The sequence below is a fragment of the Pseudochrobactrum sp. AO18b genome (assembly GCF_000409565.1).
Lineage (GTDB): Bacteria > Pseudomonadota > Alphaproteobacteria > Rhizobiales > Rhizobiaceae > Pseudochrobactrum > Pseudochrobactrum saccharolyticum.
On sequence record NZ_ANNO01000254.1, the window covers coordinates 1 to 3,587 of the forward strand.

The 3,587-nt window shown below is 51.7% G+C and carries 4 protein-coding genes; 2 read left to right on the plus strand and 2 right to left on the minus strand.

Annotated features, from left to right (window positions below; genetic code table 11):
- Positions 1-163: 163 nt before the first annotated feature.
- A complete protein-coding gene (locus A918_RS21805; protein ID WP_156831422.1) occupies positions 164-337 on the minus strand; it encodes a hypothetical protein in 174 nt (57 codons plus the stop codon).
- 306 nt (positions 338-643) lie between these two features.
- On the opposite strand from A918_RS21805, the gene A918_RS0110500 reads away from it, so the two are divergent.
- Positions 644-1,975 (plus strand): MFS transporter, encoded by a 1,332-nt coding sequence (locus A918_RS0110500; RefSeq protein ID WP_022711022.1) that lies wholly within the window; start codon positions 644-646, stop codon positions 1,973-1,975.
- Between the two features lie 143 nt (positions 1,976-2,118).
- Positions 2,119-2,661: a DUF924 family protein gene (locus tag A918_RS0110505; RefSeq protein ID WP_028233655.1), complete on the plus strand. Its 543-nt coding sequence runs from the start codon at positions 2,119-2,121 to the stop codon at positions 2,659-2,661.
- A gap of 5 nt (positions 2,662-2,666) precedes the next feature.
- Here the strand turns inward: A918_RS0110505 and A918_RS22405 are convergent.
- The coding region (locus A918_RS22405) for a bifunctional transcriptional activator/DNA repair enzyme AdaA (protein WP_022711024.1) at positions 2,667-3,587 on the minus strand (921 nt) is incomplete at its 5' end.

Genomic DNA, 3,587 nt, shown 5'->3' on the forward strand with positions numbered 1-3,587 from the left:
AGTGCCAGAGCATAATTTAAAAGTGTTAGAGCGAACTTTGTGCGCCCGACAGGACGCACGGCGCTCTGGTTACCAGACGCGGTTGACCGGCGCATTGACGGGCAGCGCTCTTTTTGTGTTGTGCGGTATCCAGCGCGGAAACCAGATAGCGGATGAGCAATTATTATTGCTTGATCTGACCGGTGGCGGTTGTTTTCTGCGATTGGTATTTTCCGAGGGCGGATGCATGACCGTAATCTCCGAAAAACAGGACTGCCGCATTCTCTGCAATTTCAATGAACAGCGCATGACTGTTGTGCAACGCATTTGTGATAAGTCCGGCACTCGTTCGCATCATTTGCATGGCCGGATTGAAATGTCGTTATCAGACTATTGCGCGAAAATGCATATGACATGGCGAACTGCAAAATAAACGTGCATTTTGCGCAATTTTAAAAAGAAACCCTGATATTTTTGATAGTTTTCTTGCTTTTAATCGGATAGACCATTGCGATCAGAATGCGCCGGATTCCGGTTTTCGGTGTCGGTGGTGCATAATTCAGGTCAGTCCTTTTCTTTTTAAACGGCTGTTCTGCGTCGATATTTCAGCAGGTCTGCGGGATCGGATTTTACACTCGTAAACTTGCGCAAACAGGATAAAAAAATGAGTGTTTCCGGTGCCCCCCGGAGTGCTGTTGCCGGTAAAAACGGTCAGGCAGCTCCGGCCTTGAATTCGCCCGCGCGTGTGCTGTTTGCCAGCCTCGTGGGAACAACAATCGAATTTTTCGATTTTTATGTTTATGCAACGGCTGCCGTTCTGGTGTTTCCGGCTGTGTTCTTTCCGGCCAGTGATCCGACTTCGGCCATGTTGCAATCTTTTGCTACATTCTCGATTGCTTTCTTTGCCCGTCCGTTTGGTGCCATGGTTTTCGGCCATTTCGGTGACAAAATCGGCCGTAAGGCAACATTGGTTGCCGCGCTGATGACCATGGGTCTTTCGACCGTTATCATCGGCTTGTTGCCAACCTATGCACAAATCGGTGTGGTTGCGCCGCTGTTGCTGGCACTGTGCCGTTTCGGTCAGGGACTTGGCCTTGGCGGTGAATGGGGCGGGGCGGTGTTGCTGGCAACCGAAAACGCGCCGGAAGGCAAGCGTTCATGGTATGCAATGTTCCCGCAGCTTGGTGCGCCGATCGGCTTTATTCTCTCTGCCGGTACATTCATTATTCTCGGTGCCACACTGAGCAATGAGCAGTTCATGAGCTGGGGCTGGCGTATTCCGTTTGTCGGTTCGATCCTGCTGGTTGCGGTTGGTCTTTATGTTCGTATCAAGATCACCGAAACACCTGAATTCCAGAAGGCAATGGATAAGCAGGAGCGCGTTCAGGTGCCGCTGGCAGCAGTCTTCAAACATCACAAGCGTGCGCTGGTTCTCGGAACTTTCTCCGCGCTGGCAACCTTTGTGCTGTTCTATCTGATGACCGTATTCATGCTGTCATGGGCAACACGTCCGGTTGAACAGGCAGGCATGGGCTATTCCCGTGAGCAATTCCTGTTCATTCAGATGGTTGGCGTTGTGTTCTTTGGTCTGTTGATTCCGGTTTCCGGTCTGTTGTCTGACCGTTTCGGACGCCGCTTCATCATGATCCTCACCACAGTCGGTATTGGTGTGTTCGGCCTGTTCATGGCACCACTGCTGGGTGCCGGTGTTGTCGGCGCTGTGATGTGCTCGATCATCGGTTTCGCGCTGATGGGCATGACCTATGGTCCGATCGGTGCGGCGCTGGCTTCGCCGTTCCCGACTGCCGTGCGTTATACCGGTGCTTCCATGACCTTTAACATGGCCAGTATTTTCGGTGCTTCGCTGGCGCCATATATTGCGACATGGCTGGCTACAACCTACAGCCTTAGCTATGTTGGTCTGTATTTGCTGGCTGCGGCGGCAATTACTTTGCTGGCCATTCTCGCTCATAAAGACAAAGAGTTTTCTTCCTGATTGTTTCATGAAGATGATTTGTAAAAGGAGCCGCTTGCGGCTCCTTTTTTGTTGGTTTGCATAAGTAAAATTTCTGAAGCTGGTAAGCTCGGAGATTTGCTCTATGTATATGTATGAGAATAAGACAGGAGAGATGATCTATGGTGCAGGTGACCCCGCAGGATATTCTGGATTTCTGGTTTTCTGATGCGACGGAAGCGCATTGGTTTGTTCGTTCTGATGATCTTGACCAGCAAATCAAACAGCGTTTCAGCGCGGTATATGAGCAGGCCGTGGAAGGTGATCTTGCGCATTGGAAGAATGATGCCAAAAGCGCTTTGGCTCTGACTATTATTTTTGATCAGTTTCCGCGCAATATGTTCCGCGGTGATCCTAAGGCTTTTGCGAGTGATCCGCTTGCCTGTGCACTGTCAAAATATGCGCTGGAGCATGATTATGACATGGCTGTGGATGAGAAAGCACGGCAGTTTTTCTATCTGCCGCTGATGCATAGCGAAGTGATTGAAGATCAGGAGCAATGCGTGAAGCTTTATAAAGCGCTCGGCAATGATTTTGCTCTCGGCTTTGCCAGAGAGCATCGTGATATTGTCGAGGAATTCGGCCGGTTTCCGCATCGCAATGCCGTACTCGGCCGCAAAAATACGCCGGAAGAAACCGAATTCCTGAAAACCCATACAGGCTTTTAAACTATTCAGGCGGCGGAACGGGCAGCCATGCGCTTTTCGTGCTCAAGCAGCCAGCGTTTGCGCCATAGACCGCCGCCATATCCCGTGAGTGATCCGTCCGAGCCGATGGTACGATGACACGGGATAATAATTGACAGCTGATTAGCGCCATTGGCATTGGCCACGGCACGTATGGCATCAGGGCGTCCGGTCAGCTCTGCCAGCTCGGCATAGGAGCGGGTTTCACCCAGCGGAATTTCCTGCAATACATCCCAGACCGAGCGGGTAAAGGCCGGAGCATAGAGCGCCAGTGGTGTTTTAAAACCGGTAAAACCACCGGTGAAATAGAGTTTCAGCTCTGCTTCAATCTGATCAATTGGTGCAAGGCGACCAAAGCTGATGGATGATTTGGTGTAGAGACGCAGTTTTTTCAGCTCATTGGGCAGGCCTTTACGCTCAAAGAACTCCAGCAAATGCAGATGATGCTGGTCGGCTACGGCCAGCATGGAGCCGATCGGTGTTTCCAGCCAGTCGGCTTTCAGCAGATCCCGGCCTTTCAGCTGGGCAGGCGTATCACCGATCAGCTGCGTAATGGCTTCGCGAAAACCGCTGCCGGAATCATAACCGGCCTCAAGCTGTGCATCGATGACCGAATGACCGGCAGCAATGCTTTCAAGCCCGCGTGCTTTGCGGCGCAGTCGTGCCATATCCAGAAAAGTCATACCCAGATGGCGTTTGAAAGCACGGCGCACTGTGGAAGGATCAAGTTGCATGGCGATGAGGTCATCTTCGCACCAGAAATGATCCGGTCGGGCATCCAGACAATCCAGCAATTTGGCGACGACCGGTTCCTTGCCACGATAAAAATCCAGCGGACGGCAGCGCTGACACGGCCGGAAGCCCGCTTCCATACAGGCGGCCGGATGATCAAAAAAACGGCTGTTCTC

What these genes read in the sequence shown, in the direction of transcription:
- A918_RS21805 (WP_156831422.1), bottom strand. Translation starts at nt 337, where the DNA reads ATGATGCGAACGAGTGCCGGACTTATCACAAATGCGTTGCACAACAGT.
- A918_RS0110500 (WP_022711022.1), top strand. Translation starts at nt 644, where the DNA reads ATGAGTGTTTCCGGTGCCCCCCGGAGTGCTGTTGCCGGTAAAAACGGT.